Source organism: Streptomyces sp. NPDC001406, assembly GCF_042895285.1.
Lineage (GTDB): Bacteria > Actinomycetota > Actinomycetes > Streptomycetales > Streptomycetaceae > Streptomyces.
In genome coordinates this window covers 250,064-273,412 of record NZ_JBIAWG010000009.1, presented here as the reverse complement: position 1 = coordinate 273,412, position 23,349 = coordinate 250,064, and the positions used below count along the sequence as shown (strand labels likewise).

The window sequence follows — 23,349 nt, the reverse complement described above, 5'->3', positions numbered from 1 at the left end:
CCCGGACCCCTCCCCCGAGCCAGTCTCGATGCATCACCACCACACTCTTCGGCACAGGAGATGAACCGAGATGCAGACCCTGGCGCACTGGGACGGCGGCCCCGGCCCGTGGATCCTGTTCTTCCCGCTGATCTGGGCGGCCGTCGTGATCGGCGCCGTCACCGTCCTTCGCCGCACGGTGTGGCGCGGCCGCCGTGGACCGTGGCGCCCGATGGACGGCCGGCGCCCGGAGGGCGACTCGCCGATCGCGATCGTCGGCCGGCGCTTCGCCACCGGCGAGATCGACGAGGACGAGTACTGGCGGCGGCTGTCCGTCCTGGACGAGCAGTTCGGCCGTGTCGGCAAGGGCGGTGCGGCATGACCGCCACGACCACCACCATGACCTCCGCCCGTACGGCCGCCCGGGTCGAGGGCGCCGTGAAGGTGTACGGCCGCGGCGACACCGCCGTACGGGCGCTCGACGGGATCGACGTGGACTTTCCCGTCGGACGCTTCACCGCGATCATGGGGCCCTCGGGCTCCGGCAAGTCCACCTTGATGCACTGCGCGGCCGGGCTCGACACGCTCACCTCGGGCACCGCCTACATCGGCGACACCGACCTCGGCTCGCTCGACGACCGGCGCCTGACCCTGCTGCGCCGCGACCGGGTCGGCTTCGTCTTCCAGGCGTTCAACCTGGTGCCGACGCTGACGGTCGCGGAGAACATCACCCTGCCGCTGGACCTGGCCGGGGACCGGGGCGACCCGGAGTGGATCGACGCGCTGATCGACGTCGTCGGCCTGCGCGACCGGCGGCACCATCGCCCCTCCGAGCTCTCCGGCGGCCAGCAGCAACGCGTCGCCGTGGCACGGGCGTTCGCCGGACGGCCGGACGTCGTCTTCGCCGACGAGCCCACCGGCAACCTCGACTCCCGCTCCGGCGAGGAGGTCCTCGGGCTCCTCGGCTCGGCCGTACGCCGGACCGGCCGCACCGTCGTCATGGTGACCCATGACCCGGTCGCCGCCGCCCACGCCGACGAGGTCGTCTTCCTCGCGGACGGGCGCCTGGTGGACCGTATGGAGTCGCCGAACGCCGACAAGGTCCTGGACCGTATGAAGGCTTTCGAGGTGAGGGCATGAACGCCTCGGTACGGCTGAGTCTGTCCTCGCTGCGCGCCCACCGGCGCCGCTTCGCCGGCACGTTCCTCGCGGTGTTCCTCGGCGTCGCCTTCCTGGCCGGGACCCTGGTCATGGGCGACACCCTGCGCGCCGGCTTCGGCTCCATGTTCGGCGAGGCGACGAGCGGCACGGACGCCGTCGTGCGCGGCGCCGACGCCATCACCACGCCGGGCGAGGCGCAGGGGGCGCGGCGGCCGGTCGACGCCTCGCTGGTGAAGATGGTCGAGAAGGTTCCCGGCGTCGCGGCCGCCGCCCCGGACATCCAGGGCGCGGGCCAACTGGTCGGCGCCGACGGCAAGCCCATCGGCGGCCAGGGTCCGCCCACCCTCGCCGGGAACTGGATCACCGACCCGGAGCTCAACCCGTACCGGCTCGCCGAGGGCCACGCCCCCCTGAAGTCCGGCGAGGTCGTGGTCAATCGCGGCACCGCGAAGAAGGGGCACCTGAAGATCGGCGACACGACGACGCTCCGCACTCCCGATCCCGTCAAGGTGACGATCGTCGGCCTCGCGACCTTCGGCGGTGAGGACGGCATGGCACAGGTGACCTTCACCGGCATGACCCAGGCCGACGCCGAGAAGTACCTCACCGCGCGGCCCGGACAGGCGGCGAGCATCGAGGTGCGAGCCGGACCCGGGGTGAGCCAGCAGCAACTCGTCGACCGGCTGACTCCCGTACTGCCCAAGGGAGTCGAGGCCATCACCGGCCAGGCGTCGGCGCAGGAGAACACCGACATGATCTCCAGCCAGTTCCTGACCGTCTTCACCACCTTCCTCCTCGTCTTCTCCGGCGTCGCCCTGCTGGTCGCGACCTTCTCCATCCACAACACGTTCGCGATCGTCGTGGCCCAACGAGCCCGTGAGAACGCCCTGTTGCGTGCCCTCGGCGCCTCCCGGCGTCAGGTGACGGCGTCGACGCTGGTGGAGGCGAGCGTGGTCGCGGTGACCGCGTCGGCCGCCGGGATCGCCGGCGGCATCGGGATCGCCGCCGGGCTGCAGGCACTGTTCCCGGCGATCGGATTCCCCTTTCCCGGGGGCGACCTGGTCGTCAAGACGCTGTCGATGGTGCTGCCGCTCGCCGTGGGCGTCGTGGTGTGTCTGGGCTCGGCGCTGATGCCCGCCGTACGGGCCGGACGCACCGCCCCGCTGGCCGCGCTGCGCGAGACGGCCGTCGACTCCTCCGGCGCCTCCCGGCTCCGTGCGGTCACCGGCACGGTCCTCGCCGCCCTGGCGGTCGCGGTGGCGCTCACCGGTGTCCTGGTCTCACCGTCCGTGTGGCTGGCGGGACTCGGCGCCGTCCTGGCCCTGGTCGCGTTCGTGGTCCTCGGCCCGGTCGCCTCCGCCACGGCCGTACGGCTCCTCGGCAGCCCGCTCGACCGGCTGCGCGGTGTCACCGGTGCCCTGGCCCGGCGCAACGCCCTGCGCAGTCCCCGGCGGACGGCCGCCACCGCGAGCGCCCTGATGATCGGTGTCGCCGTCGTCTCCCTGTTCACGGTGTTCGGGGCCTCGCTCAAGGCGACGATGGACCAGACCGTGTCCCGCTCCTTCGCGGGTGACGTGGCCGTCAGCACCCCGTCCTTCGGCGCGGGCGGCAGCGGGCTCAGCCCCGAACTGGCCCCGGCCGTCCAGCGGCTGCCCGAGGTGGACACCGCCGTCGGACTCGGCCGCGGGGTCGCGCAGGTCGACGGCAAGGGACGGGCGCTGACCGTCACCGACCCGGCGGCGCTCGCCCGTTCCTTCGACCTCGGCACGGTCCAAGGCGACCTGCGCGGCCTCGGCGGCGACGGCATCGCCGTCACCCGGAAGGAGGCCGACCGGCAGGGACTGCGCACCGGCGACACCGCCCGGCTCACCTTCACCGACGGCACGACGGAGAAGTTCACCGTCCGCGCGGTCTACGGTCAGTCCGAACTCGCCGGTGACTACGTCATCACGCGCGCGGCCTGGGCGCCGCACCGCACCCAGGACTCCGACCGGCTGGTCGCCGTGACGTTCAAGGACGGTGTGAGCACGGCGGCGGGCAAGGCCGCGGTGCAGAAGGTGGCCGCCCGGTACGGCGATCCGCAGGTGCAGACCCGCGACGAGTACGCACAGTCGTCGGCCGGCGGCATCGACATGATGCTCACCCTCGTCTACGCGCTGCTCGCCCTCGCGGTGTTCATCGCCCTGCTCGGCATCGCCAACACACTGACGCTGGCCGTGCACGAGCGCACCCGGGAGCTCGGCCTGCTCAGGGCCGTCGGCCAGACCCGGTCCCAGTTGCGGGCCATGGTCCGCTGGGAGTCGGTGCTGGTCGCCGCCTTCGGCACGGCGGGCGGGCTCGGCCTCGGCGCGTTCCTCGGCTGGGTGCTGGTGCGGGCCTCGGACGGCGCGAGCGACAGCGCCTTCGCCTTCGCGATCCCGCCCGTACGGCTCGCGGTGGTTGCCCTGGTCGGCCTCGCCGCCGGAGCCCTGGCGGGCCTGCGCCCGGCACGGCGCGCGGCCCGGCTGGACGTGCTGCGGGCCATCGCCACCGAGTGACGACGACCTACCGCGGTCGCCCCCGGGCGCCGCACGAAAGAGCGACGAAGCGCCAAAGAGCGAAGAAGAACGTCACCGCCCGGTCAGCCGACAACGGCCGACCGGGCGGGAGCGTGCGCGGGAGACGGGTCGCATGCCGCCGGTCCGGCCTCCGCGAACGGATGCGCGAGCGGCTCCATGGCAGCACGGCGCAGCGGCCGGGCCGGCTTGGGCTTCGCCGCCGGGGGCGCGGGCAGGGTGAACCACACGACCTTGCCGTTGTCGCCGTCGGGGCGCACCCCCCAGCTCTCGCTCACCGCGGCCACCATCGCCAGCCCCCGGCCACAGGTGGCCAGCGGTGCGATGTCGGCCGCCTCGGCGACCTCGGGGAGGCGGGGATCGTGGTCACGCACGGAGACCGTGAGCCGGTCGAGCAGCAGCTCCATCTCCACGGTGCACGACTTGTCGGGCTGGGCATGCCGGTGGACGTTGCTCAGCAGCTCCGTCACACCGAGCGCGGCCCGGTCTATCAATGGGTCGAGATGCCAGTAGCGCAACTGCGCAGATACGATTCTGCGGACCTGGCCGATCCGCGACGGCAGGGCTTGAAGCTCCACCGTGCAGTGCCTGCTCGGATGACTGATCACGGCTGCGACTCCCCGACGTGAGGTCCGGAAGAACACGGAGAACGGATCCAGCAGGGTGCATGCGTCAAGCGGCCGCCTGCTGTCGTGGCCGGCGGGCTGGTTCGCAGCGTTATCGCCGGTAAACCCAGAGTGACGTGAGACCAGCGTGACGCAGTGGTCACGCTCCCGCAACTCGCCGCGGACCGGCGCCGCTCAGCCGCCGCGCCCCGCAGCCCTGCGGACCGCCTCGATGAACCGGCGTGCGGCGGGCGGACCAGGCTCGCCCGGTGCGGGGTCGTGCTCGCCCAGAGTCAGCGAGTAGCGACTGCCGTTGAGGTCGGCCAACGCCCGGTCGTCCGGGGCGAACCAGGGCCTGGAGGCGCGCACCGCCTGTACCGGGGCGCTGTCGATCTCACTGCCGTAGCTGGTGAGCAACTCCAGCCTGCCGTCGCTGATCCGGACCTGCCCGGCCCGGGTGAGCGACCGCAGTCGCTTGCCGATCCGCACGCCCGTGGCCGTGAACTCGGGCTCCGCCATCCTTCCCCGCCCCCTTGTGCGCGTCGGTCGCCGTGCCGGATTCCTCGTGGGTCGCGGCCCGGCGGGATCCGGCTCGTGTCGTGATCCAGTGTGCGCCCCCGTTCGGGACGTTCGTCCCGTCCGGTGCAGTGTGCCCGCAGCCTGCGGAGAGCACCAGTACGCACGAGGTGCGTGGGGCGAGTGGACGGAGCACTCGCCCGAATGCGCCCCCCGGTGTTCGCACGGATGGGCCCCAGGGACTTCTTTGGGCTGCCCAAAGGTGTGTTTATGCAGGTGAGAAGCGGTGTGGAAGCTGCCTATGATCGAGGTGGCGGCCGCCTCGGGCGCCGTCGGCGCGAAGCGTAAGGAGCCCCGCCGTGAGCACCACCCCACAGACCCGGACCGGCGCCACTCTGGACGTCGACCACAGCGACGCCGACTACCGGAACTGGCTGAAAGAGGCTGTCCGGAAGGTCCAGGCGGATGCGAACCGCTCGGCGGACACGCACTTGCTGCGTTTCCCGTTGCCCGAGAAATGGGGCATCGACCTGTATCTGAAGGACGAGTCGACCCACCCCACCGGAAGTCTCAAGCACCGGCTCGCGCGTTCCCTGTTCCTCTACGGCCTGTGCAACGGCTGGATCCGGCCGGGCCGCCCGGTGATCGAGGCGTCCAGCGGCTCGACGGCCGTCTCCGAGGCCTACTTCGCGGGGCTCATCGGTGTGCCCTTCATCGCGGTCATGCCGCGCACGACGAGCGCCGAGAAGTGCCGCCTCATCGAATTCCACGGCGGGCAGTGCCACTTCGTGGACGACTCACGCAAGATGTACGAGGAGTCCGCCCGCCTCGCGGTGGAGACCGGCGGCCACTACATGGACCAGTTCACCTACGCCGAACGGGCCACGGACTGGCGCGGCAACAACAACATCGCCGAATCGGTCTTCCGGCAACTGGAGTTGGAGCGCTTCCCGGAGCCCACGTGGATCGTTGCCACGGCGGGCACCGGCGGCACGTCGGCGACCATCGCGCGCTACGTCCATTACATGCAGTACGACACCCGCATCTGCGTAGCCGATCCGGAGAACTCCTGTTTCTTCGAGGGCTGGACCACTGGCGATCCGGACGTCACCTGCGACTGCGGCTCGCGCATCGAGGGCATCGGCCGGCCGCGCATGGAGCCGAGCTTCGTGCCCGGCGCCATCGACCGGATGATGAAGGTTCCCGACGCGGCCAGCGTCGCCGCCGTCCGCGCCCTGGAACGGGCCATCGGCCGCAAGGCCGGCGGCTCGACGGGCACCGGCCTGTGGAGCGCCCTGAAGATCGTCTCCGAGATGGTCGCCGAGGGCCGCCGGGGGAGCGTGGTGACCCTGCTGTGCGACCCCGGGGACCGCTACCTCGACAAGTACTACTCGGACGCGTGGCTGGAGGAACAGGGCCTGGACATCACGCCGTACGCGGCGGCGATCGAGTCCCTGCTGGAGACTGGCGTCTGGCCGGACTGACCACCCCGCCGCATTCGGCCCAGCCCTCAGGATCGACCGGTGTTCGAGTACCACGGGTGGATCACCGTCAGGGAGAGCGCCGGCGCCGATGACGACGACGCCCGGCTCAGGCGGCAGATCGTCGACGAACTCCGGGCGCATCTCGCCGCGGTCGCCTCTCCCTACCTGCTCGACCTGCGGTGGATGAACGGGGAGGCCCTCATTCACCTGGGAGGCCACTTGAACCACCGCTCCGGCGATGTCCTCGGCCTGCTGGCCCATGTGGGGGCGGTGGCCCCCGGGTCCTACGGTCTGGTCCACATCCGCGACGACGAGGACCCCGGCCACCGGAACGAGTTCCGCGTTCTGAGGCTTGTCCGGGGCGAAGTCACGGAACACACAGAGCCCCTGCTGTCACCGTGCGTGCCCGTGCTGGAGGATCCCTTCGAGCCCTAGGACCTCATGGCCAGGCGCCGGTCCAGGGCCGTGACCGCCTTTCGGAACGCCCTGCCCGTGCCCGCGCGGGCGAGGCCGAACAGGAAGCGGAACGGGGCCGTTCCGTCGACGGCGAAGGTCATCTGAACCCGTGTGCCGGTGCCGGCCGGGGAGAGCCGCCACTCCTCGACCCAGGCGCGGGGGCCCGGGATGTTGGTCAGGTCGACCCGGTACGCGTACACCTCGGGCGCCTTCGTGACGATCACCGTCTCCTCGAAGCGCGTGCCGCCCCTGAGCCGGACCTCGCGTCCGCCCTCGGTCGGCCGGGCGGAGGCCACCGCCGAGAACCACTGCGGCCAGCCCGGCACGTCCTCGGCGAGCGCACGGAAGACCGCGTCCGGGGCGGCCGTGATCTCCCGTGCGAACACGAGACGTACGGGGGCGGTCTCGACGAAGTCGATCCCCACCGGGCGCAGACGGTGAGCCATGGACGACAACCCCCTTGTGAAGTCACGCGAGCGAACAGGCCGTTGGCCGGTTCACCCTAGCTGACGGTCCGTCAGAAGTCTGCATCCTCGTCGTCGGTCTCGCCCGCCACCACCAGCCGCCGCAGATGCTCGGAGATCTCCGCCCGCGCCTCGGCCGGCAGGCCCGCGTCCGTGACCAGGGTGTCGACCTGCTCCAGCGCCGCGAATGAACTCAGGCCCACCGTGCCCCACTTGGTGTGGTCGGCGACCACCACGACGCGCCGCGCCGACTGCACCAGCCGCCGGTTGGTCTCCGCCTCCGCGAGGTTCGGCGTCGACAGGCCGGCCTCCACCGATATCCCGTGCACACCGAGGAACAGCAGATCGAAGTGGAGCGCCGCGATCGCCTGGTCGGCCACCGGCCCCACGAGCGAGTCCGACGGGGTGCGCACCCCACCGGTGAGCACGACCGTGGCCGCGCCCTGCCGGGGTCCCGAGGTGCGCTGCGCCGCATGGAAGACGTCCGCGACCCGCACCGAGTTCGTCACCACGGTCAGATCGGGCACCTCGACGAGATGGTGAGCGAGCGCATAGGTCGTCGTACCGCCCGACAGGGCGATCGCGGTCCCCGGGGTGACCAGCTGGGCCGCGGTCCGCGCGATGTCCTCCTTGGCGCTGAGCTCCAGACCCGACTTGGCCTCGAAGCCCGGCTCGTGCGTGCTCGCCTCGACCACCGGCACGGCACCGCCGTGCACCTTCTCCAGCACACCCTGGCGGGCCAGCGCGTCGAGGTCACGGCGCACGGTCATGTCCGACACGCCGAGCTTGCGGGTCAGTTCGTTCACGCGGACGCCGCCGCGGCGCCGGACCTCGTCCAGGATCAGGGCGCGCCGCTGCTCCGCGAGGAGGTTCTGATTCTCACTCACGTACGCTCCGGTCCTCTCGTCTCGACAAGCCGTCCGACACGCCCTGCGCACCTGCCCCTACCAGGACGTTCCGCCCCTCTCCGGTGCGCGGGCGTCTCATCCTTTCACGGGAGGGTGCAGGTTGCGCCACTACCCGTACCGACGCGCACATGCCATTCGGTCACCACCCGTCCCGGCGGATGTCACTCGGACCGGGGAGATTCCGTGACGAGAGGTGTACATCGCATCCGAAGCGGAGATCCTTAGGGCCGCACGGACACAGCCGACGGCGGGTCACGGGGGAAGTGCGAGAACAGTGGAACGTGCGCAGGAACGTGCAGCGAAGGACGGACCGGACGGCCTCGCCGCACGGCCCGGGGGACCGCCGACCGACCTGGAACTCCTCGTCCACGGAGTCGGTGGCACCACACCCGAGGAGATGCTCGGCGACCCGCGAACGGTACGGATCACCGGCGACGACACCGCCGCGGTCTTCCGGCGCGCCGACGACGTCGACGCGGAGTCCGCACCGGACGATCACCGGGACGGGCCCGTGCCCGAGGCGTACGTCTGGTGCAACCTCACCTCCGGCAACGGAGCCCGCGCCCTCTGGTTGTTGCTGCTGCCCTTCATGGTCGTCAACCTCGCCCACTGGATGCGCCCCGCCGCACGCGGCCGGAAACGGGCGGTGCAGCTGTACGGCCTGCTGGTGCGGCTCGCGGCACTCACCCTGACGGTGCTGCTGGTGGCGGCCGCCTGCGAGGTGGCACTCGACCTCGCCGCCTGGCAGTGCGCGGGCACCGGTGCCTGTGCCCGGCACCACTCCTGGCTGGGCTTCCTCTCGCCCGCAGTTTCCGGCGACGGCTGGTGGAGCCGCCCCGGGCGGCGGCTCGCCGTGGCGGCGCTGGTCCCGACCGCGCTCACCGGCCTGCTCTGGTACCTCTCGCACCGCACCTGGGCCGCGTACGAGTCCGAGAAGCCGATGACCCGCGATCCCGGACCCGACGACCAGGACGACCGCACCTCGCTGGGCCGCCCCGGCTTCTGGTACGGCCGCCGCCCGGTGGCCCGGCTGCGCGCCGCCCACACCACGGCGGGACTGCTGACGGTCGCCGCGGCGGTCATGACACCGGTGCTCGCCTTCGACCGCCGGGCGGGCGGACCCGCGGCACCGGAGATCCTGGGCCCGCTCCTGGCCGCGGCGACGGCCCTCTGGGCGGCCGTCGCGGTGGGGGTGGTCTGCCGCCGGGGCCGCAGCGAGAACCGCCTCGACCAGGAGCTCGACGAGCATCTCGTACGACGCCTGCCGCTCGGTGCCCTGGCCCTGCTCGCCCTCACCCTGGTGTACGCGGGCTGGCCGCGGCCGGGGTGGCACTCGACCGGGCGGCTGCCCGGCGACACGGCCTTCGGCGGCATCGCCCTCGCACAGGGTGTGCTGGTCATCGCCCTCGGCGTGGTCGCCCACGACCTGCACCGCCGGCACCCCGACCCGCGCGCCGCCATGCGGGGCCTCGGCGGACCGGCGGTCGCCCTGCTCGCCTGCGCGCTGGGCGGGGTGATGTCGGGAGGTGTCGCACAGCGCGTGGCCGACTGGCTGGACGGCACCGGCGGCTCCATCACCGGACCGCCCGTGCTGCTGACCTGGCAGGCCTCGGTGATCCCGCCCCTGCTGCTGGCCGTGCTGGCCCTGGCCGCAGTGCTGACCTGGCGCACCTGGCAGCGCAGCCGCGCCGAGCGGCGCACGGTGGAACGCGGTCACCGGCCAGAGCCCGAGGACACGGCACGTACCCGCCGTATCGCACGCGCCCGGGCGATGGCCGCCCTCACCGACCGGGCACCCCTCGTGGTCGCCGTCGTCTCCGCGGCCACGCTCCTGCTGGGCGCCGGAGCGCTGGTGGGCGCCCAGGTCAGCGAGCGGACCCCGGGCGAGGCGGCCCGGCGCGCCCACGCCGTGGTCCAGGGCGCGGCCGAGACCGCGCAGGCACTGGGCTCCTGGCTGGTCGGACTCGGCTTCATACTGTTCGTCACCTGGGGCCGCCGCGCCTACAAGGACGCCTCGGCCCGGCGCACCATCGGCATCCTCTGGGACGTCGGCACCTTCTGGCCGCGCGCCGCCCACCCCTTCGCCCCGCCCTGCTACGCCGAGCGCGCGGTGCCGGACCTGACCTGGCGGATGGCGACCTGGACACGGCGCACCGGCGGCCGCGTGGTCATCTCCGGGCACTCCCAGGGCAGCGTGCTCGCGGCCGCCGCGGCCTGGCAGCTCGAGCCCTCCGTACGCAAGAAGGTCGCGCTGCTGACGTACGGCTCCCCGCTGGAGCGGCTGTACGGTCGCTGGTTCCCGGCCCACTTCGGGCCGCCCGCGCTGAGCTCCCTGCACCGCGAGGTCGCCTGCTGGCGCAATCTCTACCGCCTCACCGACCCCATCGGCGGCCCCGTCCGACTGCCCGGCGACTGCGGGCCCGAGGTGGACCGCGAGCCGCTGCACGACCCGCTCGCCTACGGCCGCACCGCCCTGCACCCGCTGCCCGCCCCCATCCTCGGCCACTCCGACTACCAGGCGGACCCGGCCTTCGCCGAGGAACGCGCCCGGCTGCTGGCCCGGCTGCGGCCGGATGTGCCGGGCCCGCGGCATCGGGGCGAACCGCCCGCCGGGCCGGACCCGGACGGGGAGGCCGGCTCTCAGGGCAGCTCGGGCAGGTCCTCGGCGTAGAGCAGGGTCAGATCGTCGGTGGTCGGCTCGACGACCTGGGCGACCCGGCTCGCGTGCCGTTCCACCATGGCCTCGAACGTCTGGCGAGCGGTGCGGCCGTTGCCGAAGGCGGGGCCCTTCGGAATCTCCGTGAAGTACTTCAGCAAGGCCTCCGGGGAGCCCGGCGCCAGCCGGTACTCGTGCTCCTCGGCCTGCTGTTCCACGATGCGCAGCAGTTCCCCGGGGCCGTAGTCGGTGAAGGTGATGGTCCGCGAGAAGCGGGACGCCACACCGGGGTTGATGGACAGGAACCGCTCCATCTCGGCCGTGTAGCCCGCGACGATGACCACCACCGCGTCCCGGTGGTCCTCCATCAGCTTCACCAGTGTGTCGATGGCCTCCTTGCCGAAGTCACGGCCGGCGTCCTCGGGCGACAGCGCATACGCCTCGTCGATGAACAGCACACCGCCGCGTGCCCGTTCGAAGGCCTCCTGGGTGCGGATCGCCGTGGAGCCGATGTGCTCGCCGACCAGGTCGACGCGGGAGACCTCGACGAGATGGCCCTTGTCCAGGACGCCGAGGGAGGCGAGGATCTCGCCGTAGAGCCGGGCCACCGTGGTCTTTCCGGTGCCGGGGGAACCGGTGAAGACCAGATGGCGCTTGACCGAGGCCGCCTTGAGGCCCGCCTGCTGCCGGCGCCGGCCGACCTCGATCATGTCGGTGAGGGCGCGGACCTCGCGCTTGACGCTCTCCAGGCCGACCAGCGCGTCGAGTTCACCGAGCACGGCCTTCGAGGTCCGCGACGGCTTCTCCGGCTCCGCGGCGGTGACGAGCGGCTCCTGTTCGGTCGTGCGCTGTCCCGGGATCGCGCCCAGCAGACCGGAGGACTGGTTCGCCGTCTGCACCGCCGGCTCCGCGGCCGGCCGCCCGATCCCGGCCCCGCTCTCGTCGCTGATGCAGTCCTCCACGACCGGGCCCGTGCCGGATGCCGCGTCCGGGCCCGCGTCGGCGAACTCGTAGCCGCCGCGCGCGCAGCGCTCCGTGCGGCACTTCCTCAGCGTCGTACGGCATCCGTCTATCACGTGGAAGCCGTATCCGGTGCTGCCCGTCACCCGGCAGCCGGTGAAGCTGCCCCGGCCGCCGGCCGACACATAAAAGCCCGCCTCCGCCGGGGAGTCGACCGTGCAGCGCTCGATGGTGGGGTCGGCGCCCTTGGTGACGATGACACCGGTCTGGGTGCCGTCCAGGGTGCAGTTGTTGAGGGTGCCGCCGCTGCCGTGGTCCCGGAACCACGCGCCGGTGGCCGCGTCCCGGATCCGGCAGTCGTCCAGCTGCGCGGTGGCGCCGTCGCTCACCGACACGGCCGTGTTGCGCACCTGGGACAGGTCGCTGTCGACGACGTCCGCGCGGGAGCCGCGGTCCAGCACGAACAGCGCGTCCGGCACGTCGTGCACCCGGCAGGAGTCGAGCACCGCGGTGGCGCCGTCGCTCACCCACACCGCGGGATAGTCGCCCGTGCTGTCGAAGATCTCGCACTGGTTGGCGTCCACGCGTGTGCCCGGGTCCCACACCGACAGGCCGTTGCGGCCGAACTGACGCACGGTCGTCCGAGTCAGCGTCAGCACCGAGCGGGACCGCAGGTCGACCGCGTTCTCCGGGATGTCGTGGATACGGCAGTCGGCCAGGGTGAGCACCGCCTCCGTGTCGAGCGTGACGCCGTCGGCGGTGGTGCGGTGCACATCGCAGTCGGTCAGGTGTGCGGTGGCTCGCGAGGTCACCTGGGCTCCGGAGCCCCGGATCTCATAGATCTCGCAACCGACCGCTTCCAGCGCGGAGTTCTCGCCCGTGACCATCAGGCCCGCGCCGGAGGCGTGGTGCACCCGGCAGCGGTCCAGCCGGGGGTGCGCACCGCCGCGTACCGCGACGCCGGACTGGCCGGCCGCGACCACCTCGCAGTCCTCGAACACCCCACCGCCACCGTCGAGTACGGCGATGCCGACGCCGGCGGGGTTGTCGACGGTGCAGCGGCGCACGGTGGGCCGGGCGCCGCCGCGGACCTCGATTCCCGCGGCGGACCGGGTGACGACCCGGACGTCCAGCAGCTCCGGCGTGCCCTCCTCCACCAGCAGCGCGGGCGCGGCCGCGTCCTGCCCCTCCACGTGCAGGTCCTGCACCACGGCCGAGGCGCGCAGGGTCAGCGGCACCCCGTCCGTGGGCGCGATGCGCACCGAACCGGGCGAGCCCTCGGGCCCGCGCAGTGTCACCGCCCGCTCGACGACGAGATTCTCCCGGTAGGTACCAGGGGCGACGGTGAGGACGTCCCCGTCGGCCGCGGCCTCCAGGGCGGCGGCGAGCGAAGAGTACTCACCCGTGCGGCGCCGCCACCGCGATGTGCCGGTGTGCGTCACCTGGACCGTGCCCTGTGCCATGGCGTTGCTGTGCCCCCACCTCGTCGTGCTGATGGCTCGTTCGCCTTCGGGGCATACGGCCCCTACGACTCCCTCGCGCGCGGGTCGATGCCGAATGGTTCGGCGGTCCACCGTAGCGTGCGCGCAGGCAGTGGGTTGACCAGAGACGGAAGGCGGTCAGCTGCCCGTGCCGGTCCTGCCCCAGTCCGGGCCCGCCCGGTCCCAGGCCTGGTCCCAACGCGCGTACCTCCGGCGGACCATGCGCCACACGATCAGCCGTCTGCCGCTCTCGACCGCCCCCGCGGTCAGGAGCGCCGCGCCGAACCCGGCGAGCACGGCGTGCGTCGTCGCCGTCGCGGAGTCCAGCGGGCGGGCGACCACGCGGCCGTGCGAGTCCGTCCAGAGTCTGAAGTGGTCGCCCTTGTGCGGGGACTTGAGGTCCGACATCACCGGGCCGTGGTGCCGGGTGCCGTCGGGCGCGGTCCAGTCGGCGAGGACACGGCTGCGGCTGTCGTGCGCCGAGGTCGAGTCGGGGTCGGGCTCCAGGCGGGCGCTGTCCAGCCTGCGCACCACGGTGGCGGTGACCGGATGGCGGGAGTGGTGCTGGTCGACGACGGACTGCTGCAGGGCGTCCTGTGCCACCGCCCCGACGAGCGAACCGATCAGGGGTGCGGCCACCACGATGAGGAGCAGGGCCACGAGGGCCACCCAGGCCTCGGCCAGATCGCTCCTGCGGCGCAGCGGATTGCGCCGCCAGCGCCACAGACCGCTGATTGCCCGCACAGTCCCCCACCCCCCTTCCCGCTCCGTGATAACCCCCGGCGGAGCCGTTCACCCGCGGGCCGGTCGAAGAGAGAGCGAAATCACCTCTGACCCTCTGACCGGAACCCCTTGAGCACTTCTCACCACATCCCAACGACCGGGGCCCGGCGTCCGGTTCCCCTCCTCCAGAACACAGCGCCCACCTGGAGTGCCGGTCGAGTTCCTGGAGCCCTGGTCGAGGATCCGCACCCCCCTAGTCGAGGATCCGCACCGGGTCACCGACCCGTATCGTGCCGGGCGATGTGGGCACCAGGTTCTGGCCGAAGACGAGGTCGGTGCCGAAGCGGCGGTGCCGTGCCAGGGTGCGCAGAGGCTCCCGGCCGCGTTCCGCGGTGCCCTGGTCGGTCGTGGTCACGACGCACCGCCCGCACGTCTTGGCCACGCGGAACACCACGTCGCCGACGGCGAGGCGCGACCAGTCGTCCTCGGCCCAGGCCTCGGTGCCCGCCACGACCACGCTCGGCCGGAAACGGTCCATCGGCAGCGGGCCCTCGTGGGCGTGGTCGCCCTGCGCCATCAGGGAGTTCAGGGCGTCGAGGGAGGAGACGGTGGTGACCAGCAACGGGTAACCGTCCGCGAAGCTCACGGTCTCACCCGGCAGCGCGAAGTCCGGATCGATCGGGCGGCGGGTCGCCGGATCGTCCAGATGGACGAGACGGACGTCGGCCTGAAGGTAGTCGGCGCACCAGGCGGAGGCGGCGTCCTCCGCCAGGACCGCCTCCACCTTGGTGCCGAAGATGTTCACCGGTACCGTGCCCGACGGTTCAGGAACGGGCACCGTCACGGACTCCCGCCCGGGCGCGGACAAGCGAACACCGCCGCCGGGCACGAGCTCGGCGGCGGCCAGCGCCAAGCGCGGCTGCTCGCGCTGTGTGACGACCTTTCCCCCGTCGTCGATCAGAGCCCAGCGCCGGTCCCCGGACAGCCCCCAGGGCTCCACCACGGCCTGCCGCAGTGAGATGCCCCGGAATGCCTTGACCGGGTGGACGTGAATCGACTGCAGTACGGCGTTCCCCATGAAGCCATGGTGCCAGGCGGCACCGACAGCCGGGGAGACCGGTCAGTAGCCGCGGTACTGCTGCTGGTTGTACGGGTCCTGGTACGGAGCCGGCGCGGGCCGCGGAGCCGCGGGACGCATCGCCTCGTAGCCGGTGCCCGCCGCCATCGGCCGGGGCGGCTGCTGCATCTGCTGCATCTGCGGGCCGGGATAGCCGCGGGGCGCGGTGGCCTGCTGCGGGATGTAGGCCGCGGGGGCCTGCTGCAGCGGAGCGGGCTGCGCCGCCTGCGGGTAGCCGTAGGAGGGAACGTGGTGCGACGGACCCGCGGGGAGCGCGGGCAGTGCCGAGGGCAGCGCGGGCAGGTTGCTGCCCATCGCCGGCAGGTTGCCACCCATGTCATAGGCGGCGGGGACCCGGATCGGGGCGATCTGCGGGGTGCCCCGCTCGGCCACGAGCGAGTCGTAGATCGGGGTGTCCGGGAAGGAGGCGGAGTAGTAGCCGCCACCATAAGTGGAGCGGGGGGAGGTCATGGCACATAAGTTAAGCCCACGATGTGCTGGTTGGGGAGACCGATAAGAGGGTTGTTTTCCGTGTCGGCAGTGACGCGGGATCCCTAATCCGAGCGAACTTGGCAAAAAAGGGCGGCGATCAGCGTTCTGATCGTGTAAAGGCCGAGTTCCCGGCGGGTTACCGGGGGTTGGCCAGCGATCTTCCTGCACCGTCCATGGGAGTTCGCCGCCCCTCGGGAATAGGTTGGGCGGGTAGGGACGGAAACCGACGGCCGGGGTGCGGTCCGGCGGGGCGACACAGGAGATGGGGGCGTACATGTCAATGCCGAAAGGGTCGAATGCGCCGGTGCCGACGAAGGCCCTGCGCGTCGAATTGGGCTGGCGCTCCGGACCCGGTGTCCCGGACGCGGATGCCTCGGCGCTGCTCCTCGTGGCGGGAAAGGTGCGCTCCGACGGCGACTTCGTCTTCTACAACCAGCCGGCGCACCCCTCCGGCGCGGTCCGGCACGAGGGCAAACGGAACACGGGCGGACGGGTCACCGACACCCTCTTCGTCGACCTCGCGCGCGTGGAGGGCGCCGTCGAGCGGGTCGTCCTCGCCGCCTCCGCGGACGGCGGCGCCTTCGGGCAGGTGCCGGACCTGTACGTCGAGGTCCAGGAGGCCGACCGGGGCGGTGTGGTCGCCCGCTTCGACAGCCCCGGTGCCACGGTGGAAACGGCCTTCGTGCTCGGCGAGTTCTACCGCCGCCAGGGCGGCTGGAAGTTCCGGGCCGTGGGCCAGGGCTACAGCAGCGGGCTCGAGGGCCTGGCCACGGACTTCGGGATCACCGTGGACGAGCCGCAGCACGCGGCACCTCCCACCGTCCCGCCCGTCGCACCCCCGGTGACCGTGCCGCCCCCGCCTGCGCCGCCCGCCCCGATGCCCCCGCCCCCGGGCTCCACTGCCCACCTGCCCCCGCCGTCCGGGCCCCCGGTCCATCTGCCTCCGCCCCCGTCGGCGCCGCCCGCCCAGCCCGTCCGCCTCAGCAAGGTGACGCTCACCAAGGCGGCCCCCTCGGTGTCGCTGGCCAAGCAGGGCGGCACGTCCGGCACCATGCGCGTCAACCTCAACTGGCAGATGCGCAAGCAGTTCCCCAGCTGGGGCGGTCGGCGAGGCGCGGCGCAGGGAGACCTCGACCTCGACCTGTGCGCCCTGTACGAACTCGCCGACGGCCGCAAGGGAGTCGTACAGGCCCTCGGCAACGCCTTCGGATCGCTGCACCGGCCCCCGTACATCCACCTCGACGGCGACGACCGCACCGGCGCCGTGGCGAGCGGCGAGAACCTCACCGTCAACCTCGACCACACGCGCGACTTCCGGCGCATCCTCGTCTTCGTGACCATCTACGAAGGCGCCTCCTCCTTCGCGGACCTGCACGCGACGGTCACGCTCCAGCCGCAGCACGGCGCCCCCGTCGACTTCTCCCTCGACGAGTGCACCGTCCCCTCCACCGTGTGCGCGCTCGCCCTGATCACCAACACGGGCGCCGACCTCGTCGTCCAGCGCGAGGCGCGATACCTGGTGCCGGATCGCGGAGTGAGCCCGCAACGGACCGTCGACCGCGCCTATGGGTGGGGCATGAACTGGACCCCCGGCCGGAAGTAGGGGTCAGCCCTCGTCGGGCACGGTGTCCGGACGCGCGTACGTGCGGCCCTTCCAGGCCGCCCCGCGCCCCCTGTAGTGCTGCACCGCGGAATCGACCGTCATGAGGAGATAGAGGAACGCGGTGAAGGGCAGCAGGGGAGCGAGCCACAGCGGCAGGCGGTAGTAGCGGAGCATCGGGACGTATGTCGCCGTCATCATCAGCCACGCGGAAGCGCCGGTGACCGCGGCCGCCGTACTTCCCGCCGCGGCACCCGCCACCACGGCCGCGGGCGGCACGAGGTACACCAGCGCCAGCCCGGCGACCGTACCGAGCAGCAGCAGCGGGCTGTGCCGCAGCTGTGCGTACGCGCTGCGCGAGACCATGCGCCACAGGTCGTGCAGCCGCGGGTAGGGGCGCACACTGTTCACCCGCTCGGCCAGCCCGAGCCAGATGTGGCCCCCGCCGCCCTTCACGGCACGGGCGAGGGCCACGTCGTCGATGACGGCGTGCCGGATGGCATCCGGGATCCGCGCCCGCTGCGCCGTATCCGCGCGCAGGAGCACACAGCCGCCCGCCGCGGCCGCCGTCCGGGCCCCTCTCCGGCCGATCCGGCGGAACGGGTACAGCTGAGCGAAGAAGTAGACGAAGGCGGGCACCACGAGCTGTTCCCACAGGCTCTCCACCCGCAGCCGGGCCATCTGCGACACGGCGTCGAAGTTCCCGGTGCGCGCCGCCGCCACCAGCCGGCGCAGGCTGTCGGGCGCGTGGGCGATGTCCGCGTCCGTCAGCAGCAGGTACTCGGGACCACGCGCGCGTGCCAGGGCGATGCCGTGCCGCACCGCCCAGAGCTTGCCGGTCCAGCCCGCGGGCGGCTCGCCGGGGGAGTCCACCGTCAGCGGCAGTCCGCCGTGGCGCGCGGCCAGTTCGCGGGCCAGTTCCCCGGTGCCGTCCGAACTGCCGTCGTCGATCAGAAAGACCTCCGCCCGCCCCGGATAGTCCTGCGCCAGCAGCGACGGCAGACTCGCGGGCAGTACGGCGGCCTCGTCCCGGGCCGGTACGACGACACACACGGGCGGCCAGTCGTCCGGATCCCTGCGCGGCGGTAGCCGTACGTCCGTACGCCAGAAGAAGCCCTGGCAGAGCAGCAGCCACAGCCAGGCGGCGAGGGACAGGGCGGAGATCCACACGATCGCGCTCACCCGCGCAGTCTGCACCACCCGGCCGGTCCACAGGGGCCCATCGTCTATCGTGGCCGGGTGAAGATCGCGCTCATGGACTCCGGAATCGGCCTGCTGGCGGCCACCGCCGCGGTACGGCGCCTGCGCCCCGACGCCGATCTCGTTCTCTCCCTGGACCCCGAAGGGATGCCCTGGGGGCCGCGTACCCCGGAGGACCTCACCGGCCGCGCCCTGGCCGTCGCCGAGGCCGCCGCGGCCCACCGGCCCGACGCGCTCATCGTCGGCTGCAACACCGCGACCGTGCACGCCCTGCCCACGCTGCGCGCCCGGCTGGAGCCCGCCATCCCGGTGATCGGCACGGTCCCGGCGATCAAGCCCGCCGCGGCCGGCGGCGGCCCCCTCGCGATCTGGGCGACGCCCGCCACCACGGGCAGCCCGTACCAGCGCGGTCTCATCGAGGAGTTCGCCGACGGCGTCCCGGTCACCGAGGTGCCCTGCTGGGGCCTCGCCGAGGCCGTGGAGCACGCCGACGAGGCGGCCATCGACGCCGCCGTCGCCGTGGCCGCCGCACTGACTCCGGACGAGGTGACGACCGTCGTCCTGGGCTGCACCCACTACGAACTCGTGGCGGAACGTATCCGCGCCGCGGTGCAGCGGCCGGACGCGCCGCCGCTGGTCCTGCACGGCTCCGCCGGGGCGGTGGCCGCACAGGCGCTGCGCCGGATCGGCGAGGAGCCCGCCCCCGGGGCCCCTGCCGACGGCGCCCTGACCGTGCTGCTGAGCGGCCGCGAGGGCGAGCTGCCCGTGTCCGCGCTGAACTACGCCGAGGGCAGGCTCCTGCCCGCCGTCACCCCCGCCCGCTGACCCCGGCTGTCCTCGTCCGCGGCAGTCACCCTCCGCGACGCGGTACCCGCGCAGCGAAACCTGAGTAACCTCGTAGCCATGAGGGACCACCCCCACGACACGGACGCCGTGCAGCCCGAGGTGTGGACCGGACGCGCGACGAACCGGGCCCAGTGGCTGCCGGCTCTCGCCGGCGCGGCCTGCATGGCGCTCGGCATCGAGCTGGCGGTGGACTCCGCCTGGACCTCGGGCGTCGCCCCGCTGGTCATGTCCGTCGTGGGCTGCATCGCGGCCGGACTGCTGGTCCTCTTCGGCACCCTCGCGTTCGTGCACGTCGACCTGAAGCTCGACCGGGAGTGCGTCGAGGTCCGCTGCGGCCATATGGGTGTGCCCCGCCGCCGTATCCCGCTCGACCAGGTCGCCGGAGCCGAGTTCGCCCCTATGGTGACTCCGCGGCACTGGGGTGGCTGGGGCTACCGCTGGCGTCCCGAGAAGGGCACGGCGGTCGTCGTGCGCCGGGGCGAGGGAGTGGTCCTGCGCCTGTGGGACGGCCACACGTTCACGATCACCGTGGACAACGCGGAGTCCGCGGTGACGGCCATCCGTGACAGGCTGCGGTCGATCGCCCCGGGGACCGCTCGCTGACGTCGCGGAAGCTGTGCGGGGTCACATCGGTACCCCTCGGTGCCGCCCGCGCGGCCGGCCCGCCGGCCCGAGTCACTGTTGCGTGGGTTCGTGCGCGACGAGCGGCCGGGCCGTGGCCAGGCCGGCCAGCAGTCCCGCGCCCACCGACACCGTGGTGAAACTCAGTGCGTTGCCGACCGCGGCGATCGCGGCCAGGGCCGTGAGCGCGGCGCCCGCGCTGAGCGCGACCGGCGTGCTGCGGGGACTGCGCCACAGGGCGTACAGCACCCAGCAGAACGCCGCCGCCAGCAGCAGCACACCGACGAGCCCCTGTTCGGCCGCCTGTTGCAGCGGCGCGGAGTGCGGCTTGCCGTCGGGCAGCAGCGCCTGATGTGCGGTGGTGCTCAGTTCGCCGAAGCGGCCGGGGCCGATGCCCAGGGCGGCGTTCTGGCGGGCCAGCCGCAGCGCGTCCTGCCACAGCCCCACGCGGTGCTGGGTGAGCCGGCCCTCCAGGGTGGCGGTGAGCCCCTCCGGCAGGGTGCGCTCGGCCAGTGCCCAGGTCACTCCGGCCGCCAGGGCCGCCCCCAGGGCCAGGCCCACGAGGCCCGGGCCGCGCCGGCTCATCCGGCCCGCGGCGAGCGAGCACAGCAGGACGCCGGCGGCCAGGGCACATCCGACGGCCGAGCCCAGGGCGGCCGCGGTCAGCGTGATCCCGAGGGCCAGTAGGTGCAGGGCGAGCCGCAGGGCCGGCACGGGCGTGGCCCACGCGGCACAGCAGGCGGCTCCGGTGGCCAGGGTCAGCAGCGCCGCCGTGGCGCCGGTGGGCCCGAGCGGGGTGGTGAACTGGGGGCCGGGGGCGAGGTGGGGCATGGCGACCGCCAGCCCGAGCCCGGCCAGCGCCCCGGCGCAGGGCGCGGCGACCGGCAGCAGGGCTCCGGAGATCCGGCCCGAGGCATAGCCGGCGGCCACGGCCAGCACCGCGAGCAGGACGCCCTCGGGCCGGCCGCCGTGCGCCGCCGCGGTGATCAGCGCCCACGCGGCGCAGGCCCCGAGCACCACGACACCCGTGGCGTCAGAAACGTTTCGTCTGTCGCTCTCCGCGTCCGCCCCCGCCGCGGACGCCATCCCCGTGGAACCCACCCAGTCGCCCCTCGTACCCGTCCCCCGACGTGTGGCCGACCCGTCCGCGCGACCGGGACGACCGCACGACACAGGCTCCGGCACACCGTAACGGCTGATCACCGTTTTGTGGACGAGTTACGCAGGAAGGATGTGGCTCCCCGACGGCGGCCGCCGTGCTCCCCGCCATCCGGACCGTCCTGTCCGCAGCAAGGTCACCCGCCGTACACTCCCCGAGTGACCGTCACCGCAACCTCCGTGGACCAGTCGGACCAGCTCCAGCCGCAGCCCGCGCGCACCGCGCGCGGCCTCCGGCTGCTCCGGCGTCTGGCCCCGGCCGCAGCCGCCGCGCTCTGCGGCGTGCTCCTGTACGTCAGCTTCCCGCCACGCACCCTGTGGTGGCTCGCCGTGCCGGCCTTCGCCGGCTTCGCGTGGGTGCTGCGCGGCCGCGGCTGGAAGGCGGCCCTCGGCCTCGGCTACCTCTTCGGCCTCGGCTTCCTGCTGCCGCTGCTGGTGTGGACGGGTGTGGAGGTCGGCCCCGGGCCGTGGCTGGCGCTGGTGGCCATCGAGGCGGTCTTCGTCGCCCTCGTCGGCGTGGGCGTCGCCGCGGTGTCCAAGCTGCCCGCCTGGCCGCTGTGGGCGGCGGCCGTATGGATCGCGGGCGAGGCGCTACGCGCGCGCGTGCCCTTCCGCGGCTTCCCCTGGGGCAAGATCGCGTTCGGTCAGGCGGACGGCGTCTTCCTGCCGCTCGCCGCGGTGGGCGGGACGCCGGTGCTCGGCTTCGCGGTCGTCCTGTGCGGCTTCGGTCTGTACGAGGCCGGGCGGCTGGTCGTCGAGGGGCGCCGCACCCGGACCCTGCGCAAGGCGGCCGCGGCCACGGCCCTGCTGAGCGTGGCCGTCCCGGTGGTGGGAGCGGTGGCCGCCCGGGGGCTGGTCAGCGACAAGGCGGAGAACGGCACCGCGACCGTCGCGGTCATCCAGGGCAATGTGCCGCGCGCCGGTCTGGAGTTCAGCGCCCAGCGACGCGCGGTGCTCGACTACCACGCGCGTGAGACCCGCAAGCTCGCCGCGGACATCAAGGCGGGCAAGGTCGCCAAGCCCGACTTCGTCCTGTGGCCGGAGAACTCCTCGGACATCGACCCCTTCACCAACGCCGACGCGGCCCAGATCCTCGACGACGCGGCCGAGGCCGTCGGCGCGCCCATCTCGGTGGGCGGTGTCGTCGAGAAGGACGGGAAGCTGCTCAACGAGCAGATCCTGTGGGACCCGGTCAAGGGGCCCACACAGACCTACGACAAGCGGCAGATCCAGCCGTTCGGCGAGTACCTTCCGCTGCGCTCGCTGGTCGGGGCGATCAACAAGAACTGGACCAGCATGGTCCGCCAGGACTTCAGCCGGGGCACGAAGCCGGGTGTGTTCGACTTCGACGGCACCAAGGTCGGCCTGGTCACCTGCTACGAGGCCGCCTTCGACTGGGCCGTGCGGTCCGAGGTCACCGACGGCGCTCAGCTGATCTCCGTGCCGAGCAACAACGCGACCTTCGACCGCAGCGAGATGACCTACCAGCAGCTCGCCATGTCCCGCGTCCGTGCCGTCGAGCACAGCCGTACCGTGACCGTGCCGGTGACCAGCGGTGTCAGCGCCGTCATCATGCCGGACGGGACGATCACCAAGAAGACCGGCATGTTCGTGCCCGACTACCTGGTCCAGAAGGTGCCGCTGCGCTCCTCGAAGACGCCCGCCACCGAGCTGGGCATCCTGCCCGAGATCGCCCTGCTGCTGATCGCCGCGGGCGGGCTCGGCTGGGCGATCGGCGCCGGTGTGCGCGGCCGGCGCGCCGACGAGGCGTAGCCGCACGCCCCACCGTGCGCCCGCGGCGTCGCACTGAAGGACGCGGCGTCGCACTGAAGGAAGGGAACCGGCCGGTTAGGGTCGGTTCCATGGCTACTCCTGACTTCATCCGTACGCTCCGCGCCTCCGCCGGACACCAGCTGCTGTGGCTCCCCGGAGTCAGCGCCGTGGTCTTCGACGACCAGGGCAGAGTCCTGCTGGGGCAGCGTGCGGACAACCACAAGTGGGCGGTGCTCTCCGGCATCCCGGATCCCGGAGAGCAGCCCGCCGCCTGCGCCGTGCGCGAGGTGTACGAGGAGACCGCCGTGCGGTGCGTGGCCGAACGGATCGTGATGGTGAAGTCGGCAGAGCCGGTCACCTTCGGCAACGGCGACATCTGCCAGTTCATGGACATCACCTTCCGCTGCCGGGCCGTCGGCGGCGAGGCGCGGGTCAACGACGACGAGTCCCTGCAGGTCGGCTGGTTCGAGGTGGACGCGCTGCCGGAGATGGACGAACGCCACCTCATTCGGATCAAGCAGGCCATGTCCGATGAACCCACGTGGTTCGAGCCTATGAGCTTCGAGTGAAGTATGGGGCCTGACCATATGTGGC

General features: G+C 72.7%; 21 protein-coding genes. 11 read left to right on the top strand and 10 right to left on the bottom strand.

Going from position 1 to position 23,349, the window contains the following annotated elements; genetic code table 11:
* Window positions 1-70 precede the first annotated feature (70 nt).
* Genes ACFY1J_RS23325 through ACFY1J_RS23315 form a run of 3 tightly spaced genes read left to right on the top strand, consistent with a single transcriptional unit; the run spans window position 71 to window position 3,677 of the window.
* Window positions 71-361 (top strand): SHOCT domain-containing protein, encoded by a 291-nt coding sequence (locus tag ACFY1J_RS23325; RefSeq protein ID WP_390710605.1) that lies wholly within the window; start codon window positions 71-73, stop codon window positions 359-361.
* Window positions 358-1,119 carry an ABC transporter ATP-binding protein gene (locus ACFY1J_RS23320; protein ID WP_390710606.1) on the top strand — a complete coding sequence of 254 codons (762 nt, stop codon included), beginning with the start codon at window positions 358-360 and terminating at the stop codon, window positions 1,117-1,119. Before ACFY1J_RS23325 ends, ACFY1J_RS23320 begins: the two co-directional genes overlap by 4 nt.
* Entirely contained in the window at window positions 1,116-3,677 is a 2,562-nt protein-coding gene (locus ACFY1J_RS23315) for an ABC transporter permease (protein WP_390710607.1), read from the top strand. Before ACFY1J_RS23320 ends, ACFY1J_RS23315 begins: the two co-directional genes overlap by 4 nt.
* Window positions 3,678-3,760: 83 nt before the next feature.
* Here ACFY1J_RS23315 and ACFY1J_RS23310 read toward each other — a convergent pair whose 3' ends face one another.
* Entirely contained in the window at window positions 3,761-4,303 is a 543-nt protein-coding gene (locus tag ACFY1J_RS23310) for an ATP-binding protein (protein ID WP_390710608.1), read from the bottom strand.
* 192 nt (window positions 4,304-4,495) lie between these two features.
* Window positions 4,496-4,819 carry a hypothetical protein gene (locus ACFY1J_RS23305; RefSeq protein ID WP_390710609.1) on the bottom strand — a complete coding sequence of 108 codons (324 nt, stop codon included), beginning with the start codon at window positions 4,817-4,819 and terminating at the stop codon, window positions 4,496-4,498.
* A 356-nt stretch (window positions 4,820-5,175) separates the two neighbouring features.
* Here ACFY1J_RS23305 and ACFY1J_RS23300 point away from each other — a divergent pair, with 356 nt between their 5' ends.
* Window positions 5,176-6,300: a PLP-dependent cysteine synthase family protein gene (locus ACFY1J_RS23300; RefSeq protein WP_390710610.1), complete on the top strand. Its 1,125-nt coding sequence runs from the start codon at window positions 5,176-5,178 to the stop codon at window positions 6,298-6,300.
* A 39-nt stretch (window positions 6,301-6,339) separates the two neighbouring features.
* Entirely contained in the window at window positions 6,340-6,735 is a 396-nt protein-coding gene (locus tag ACFY1J_RS23295) for an Imm7 family immunity protein (protein WP_390710611.1), read from the top strand.
* Here ACFY1J_RS23295 and ACFY1J_RS23290 read toward each other — a convergent pair.
* Window positions 6,732-7,202, bottom strand: a complete 471-nt coding sequence (locus ACFY1J_RS23290; protein ID WP_390710612.1) for an SRPBCC family protein — start codon at window positions 7,200-7,202, stop codon at window positions 6,732-6,734. The two genes, ACFY1J_RS23295 and ACFY1J_RS23290, sit on opposite strands and share 4 nt — an antisense overlap.
* A 71-nt stretch (window positions 7,203-7,273) precedes the next feature.
* The gene (locus ACFY1J_RS23285) at window positions 7,274-8,107 is read right to left on the bottom strand and encodes a DeoR/GlpR family DNA-binding transcription regulator (protein WP_363301534.1); all 834 of its coding nucleotides are present in this window, start codon (window positions 8,105-8,107) and stop codon (window positions 7,274-7,276) included.
* Window positions 8,108-8,402: 295 nt separating this feature from the next.
* Here ACFY1J_RS23285 and ACFY1J_RS23280 point away from each other — a divergent pair, with 295 nt between their 5' ends.
* Window positions 8,403-10,799: a hypothetical protein gene (locus tag ACFY1J_RS23280; protein WP_390731797.1), complete on the top strand. Its 2,397-nt coding sequence runs from the start codon at window positions 8,403-8,405 to the stop codon at window positions 10,797-10,799.
* Here the strand turns inward: ACFY1J_RS23280 and ACFY1J_RS23275 are convergent.
* The 4 genes from ACFY1J_RS23275 to ACFY1J_RS23260 form a co-directional block, all read right to left on the bottom strand.
* Window positions 10,769-13,207 carry a right-handed parallel beta-helix repeat-containing protein gene (locus tag ACFY1J_RS23275; RefSeq protein ID WP_390710614.1) on the bottom strand — a complete coding sequence of 813 codons (2,439 nt, stop codon included), beginning with the start codon at window positions 13,205-13,207 and terminating at the stop codon, window positions 10,769-10,771. The genes ACFY1J_RS23280 and ACFY1J_RS23275 overlap by 31 nt on opposite strands.
* Before the next feature lie 156 nt (window positions 13,208-13,363).
* Window positions 13,364-13,969 (bottom strand): hypothetical protein, encoded by a 606-nt coding sequence (locus tag ACFY1J_RS23270; protein ID WP_390710615.1) that lies wholly within the window; start codon window positions 13,967-13,969, stop codon window positions 13,364-13,366.
* A 232-nt stretch (window positions 13,970-14,201) separates the two neighbouring features.
* Complete coding sequence (locus ACFY1J_RS23265; protein ID WP_390731796.1) at window positions 14,202-15,026, bottom strand: MOSC domain-containing protein; 825 nt, start codon at window positions 15,024-15,026, stop codon at window positions 14,202-14,204.
* Between the two features lie 42 nt (window positions 15,027-15,068).
* The gene (locus tag ACFY1J_RS23260; RefSeq protein WP_390710617.1) at window positions 15,069-15,536 is read right to left on the bottom strand and encodes a DUF6643 family protein; all 468 of its coding nucleotides are present in this window, start codon (window positions 15,534-15,536) and stop codon (window positions 15,069-15,071) included.
* A gap of 301 nt (window positions 15,537-15,837) precedes the next feature.
* Between ACFY1J_RS23260 and ACFY1J_RS23255 the strand changes: the two genes are divergently transcribed.
* Complete coding sequence (locus ACFY1J_RS23255) at window positions 15,838-17,160, top strand: TerD family protein (RefSeq protein ID WP_390710820.1); 1,323 nt, start codon at window positions 15,838-15,840, stop codon at window positions 17,158-17,160.
* 3 nt (window positions 17,161-17,163) lie between these two features.
* Here the strand turns inward: ACFY1J_RS23255 and ACFY1J_RS23250 are convergent, their stop codons facing one another.
* Window positions 17,164-18,357 (bottom strand): glycosyltransferase, encoded by a 1,194-nt coding sequence (locus ACFY1J_RS23250; RefSeq protein ID WP_390710618.1) that lies wholly within the window; start codon window positions 18,355-18,357, stop codon window positions 17,164-17,166.
* A gap of 39 nt (window positions 18,358-18,396) precedes the next feature.
* On the opposite strand from ACFY1J_RS23250, the gene ACFY1J_RS23245 reads away from it, so the two are divergent.
* Window positions 18,397-19,182 carry a glutamate racemase gene (locus ACFY1J_RS23245; RefSeq protein ID WP_390710619.1) on the top strand — a complete coding sequence of 262 codons (786 nt, stop codon included), beginning with the start codon at window positions 18,397-18,399 and terminating at the stop codon, window positions 19,180-19,182.
* A gap of 78 nt (window positions 19,183-19,260) precedes the next feature.
* Complete coding sequence (locus ACFY1J_RS23240) at window positions 19,261-19,806, top strand: hypothetical protein (protein ID WP_390710620.1); 546 nt, start codon at window positions 19,261-19,263, stop codon at window positions 19,804-19,806.
* 72 nt (window positions 19,807-19,878) lie between these two features.
* Here ACFY1J_RS23240 and ACFY1J_RS23235 read toward each other — a convergent pair whose 3' ends face one another.
* Complete coding sequence (locus ACFY1J_RS23235) at window positions 19,879-20,910, bottom strand: O-antigen ligase family protein (protein WP_390710821.1); 1,032 nt, start codon at window positions 20,908-20,910, stop codon at window positions 19,879-19,881.
* A gap of 231 nt (window positions 20,911-21,141) precedes the next feature.
* On the opposite strand from ACFY1J_RS23235, the gene lnt reads away from it, so the two are divergent.
* Both lnt and ACFY1J_RS23225 read left to right on the top strand, forming a co-directional pair.
* The gene (gene lnt, locus ACFY1J_RS23230) at window positions 21,142-22,755 is read left to right on the top strand and encodes an apolipoprotein N-acyltransferase (protein ID WP_390731795.1); all 1,614 of its coding nucleotides are present in this window, start codon (window positions 21,142-21,144) and stop codon (window positions 22,753-22,755) included.
* 89 nt (window positions 22,756-22,844) lie between these two features.
* The gene (locus tag ACFY1J_RS23225; protein WP_390710622.1) at window positions 22,845-23,324 is read left to right on the top strand and encodes an NUDIX domain-containing protein; all 480 of its coding nucleotides are present in this window, start codon (window positions 22,845-22,847) and stop codon (window positions 23,322-23,324) included.
* The last annotated feature ends 25 nt before the right edge of the window (window positions 23,325-23,349 follow it).

Coding starts and splice junctions, on each gene's coding strand:
- ACFY1J_RS23260 (WP_390710617.1), bottom strand. CDS start 15,536: ATGACCTCCCCCCGCTCCACTTATGGTGGCGGCTACTACTCCGCCTCC.
- ACFY1J_RS23315 (WP_390710607.1), top strand. CDS start 1,116: ATGAACGCCTCGGTACGGCTGAGTCTGTCCTCGCTGCGCGCCCACCGG.
- ACFY1J_RS23235 (WP_390710821.1), bottom strand. CDS start 20,910: ATGGCGTCCGCGGCGGGGGCGGACGCGGAGAGCGACAGACGAAACGTT.
- ACFY1J_RS23305 (WP_390710609.1), bottom strand. CDS start 4,819: ATGGCGGAGCCCGAGTTCACGGCCACGGGCGTGCGGATCGGCAAGCGA.
- ACFY1J_RS23265 (WP_390731796.1), bottom strand. CDS start 15,026: ATGGGGAACGCCGTACTGCAGTCGATTCACGTCCACCCGGTCAAGGCA.
- ACFY1J_RS23225 (WP_390710622.1), top strand. CDS start 22,845: ATGGCTACTCCTGACTTCATCCGTACGCTCCGCGCCTCCGCCGGACAC.
- ACFY1J_RS23275 (WP_390710614.1), bottom strand. CDS start 13,207: ATGGCACAGGGCACGGTCCAGGTGACGCACACCGGCACATCGCGGTGG.
- ACFY1J_RS23255 (WP_390710820.1), top strand. CDS start 15,838: ATGCCGAAAGGGTCGAATGCGCCGGTGCCGACGAAGGCCCTGCGCGTC.
- ACFY1J_RS23240 (WP_390710620.1), top strand. CDS start 19,261: ATGAGGGACCACCCCCACGACACGGACGCCGTGCAGCCCGAGGTGTGG.
- ACFY1J_RS23325 (WP_390710605.1), top strand. CDS start 71: ATGCAGACCCTGGCGCACTGGGACGGCGGCCCCGGCCCGTGGATCCTG.
- ACFY1J_RS23320 (WP_390710606.1), top strand. CDS start 358: ATGACCGCCACGACCACCACCATGACCTCCGCCCGTACGGCCGCCCGG.
- ACFY1J_RS23290 (WP_390710612.1), bottom strand. CDS start 7,202: ATGGCTCACCGTCTGCGCCCGGTGGGGATCGACTTCGTCGAGACCGCC.